The following is a 1,644-nucleotide window of genomic DNA, read 5'->3' as shown; positions in this document are numbered from 1 at the left end:
GCCAGAACATGAGCAGAATATAGAACGCAGATCCGAAGGAGTAGTTCATGAATCCCTTCATGTTCACTTTCATCATTTGCTTATATAAGGTGCCGTTCATTTCATCGTCCCTTTCCGATCGTAATAGTCCATGAATATATCCTCTAGATTTTGGCTGAATATATCGATTGAACGTACTGGGTACTTGGCTGTTTCCTCGATGAACTTGTCATAATTGCCCTGGACGGCGACCCTGACACGCTCCGCTTCGCAAGATTCGATCTGCAAGCCAGAATTCAGGAATGATAAGGCATCGGCCTTGTTGGTGAAGATGACATCGAACAGCTTGCGCTGCATGGACTGCAGTTCATGGATATCCTTCACGGCGACGATGATACCATCTTTAATAATAGCAGCCCTGTCGCACGTGCGTTCAATTTCCGGGAAACTGTGGGAGGACATCAGGAAGGTTGTCCCTCTGGCCTTATCCTCCAGAACGATATCAATAAACACCTTCTGCATGAGCGGGTCCAGACCCGATGTTGGTTCATCCAGCACGATCACTTCAGGGTCATGCATGAATGCGGCGACAATACCGACCTTTTGCTTCATTCCCTTGGACATTTTCCGGATCGGCGTCTGAACGTCGAATTGCAGGCGATCGATTAACTGGTTACGCTTGGTCATATCTCTTACACCTTGCATGGCAGCCATGAAATCCAGAAAAGTTTTACCTGTCATCCCTTCAATAAAAGAAATCTCACCCGGTAAGTATCCGATGCTGGCTTGTGCTTTGCCATGATCCTTCCAGGTATCCATGCCATTTACCTTCACGAATCCGTAATCCGGCTTCATGAATCCCATAATGTGCCGAATTGTAGTCGACTTTCCCGCTCCATTCGGACCGAGGAATCCAAAAACCTCACCTTTCTTAACCGAAAAAGACACATCGAAAATTCCTTTCCCGTTCGAAAATTTCTTAGTCAATTGATGTACAGTTAACATGCCGACACCTCCGATTTGAAGTGAGATATGAAATATTATATCTATAATAGTTCATATGTTATAATATACCTGAGCTATAACTTCGTCAATGATTTTATGAAATATATTTATAATAATATTTCATGAAATACAAAATACACATAGATCAGGGTGGATAGAATGAACGGTTTTGAGAAAAGAGCGAGTAGGATCAAAGGGAAAATCATTAGTACAACCTTGGAATTGCTGCAATTATCCGATCCCCAAAAAATTAGAATTGTGGACATAGCTAAGCAGGCCAACATATCGCAGGTGACGATCTATAATTATTTCGGAAGTAAGGAAGCTTTGCTCGACGAAGTATTCAAAACTTACGTCGACCATTCTATAATGGAATTAGAAAACTACATGAAGGAAGAAAATTCGTTAAAGGACAAAATCGAAACTATTATGTTTCAGGAGAAAAAATCGTATGCAGTGATGCCACCAAGTCTTATTCAGAAATTAGTTATTGAAGACCGTGAAGTATACCGATATATGGAGGAGCAGTACAAGAAGCGGGTCGTCCCCTTATTTATTCAACTTATAGAGGAAGGAAAGGAAAGGGGCGAGATTTCTAGTGAAGTGTCCGTTGCAAGTGTTCTTGCCTTCATCCAAATGGTTATGAAACAGTCCAATGAG

The 1,644-nt window shown here is 42.0% G+C and carries 2 protein-coding genes; one reads left to right on the top strand and one right to left on the bottom strand.

Features of this window, described 5'->3' with window-relative positions; all coding sequences use genetic code 11:
• Window positions 1–96: 96 nt before the first annotated feature.
• Window positions 97–984, bottom strand: coding sequence for an ABC transporter ATP-binding protein (locus AC1DWB_RS34715; RefSeq protein ID WP_477545622.1), 888 nt, complete (start codon window positions 982–984; stop codon window positions 97–99).
• Between the two features lie 159 nt (window positions 985–1,143).
• Between AC1DWB_RS34715 and AC1DWB_RS34710 the strand changes: the two genes are divergently transcribed.
• A partial coding sequence (locus AC1DWB_RS34710; RefSeq protein WP_477545621.1) for a TetR/AcrR family transcriptional regulator occupies window positions 1,144–1,644 on the top strand: 501 nt, incomplete at its 3' end.

It is taken from the genome of Paenibacillus sp. P4_E11 (assembly GCF_056401635.1).
The sequence above is the reverse complement of the archived record's forward strand: the minus strand, read 5'-3'. Positions and strand labels throughout refer to the sequence as shown.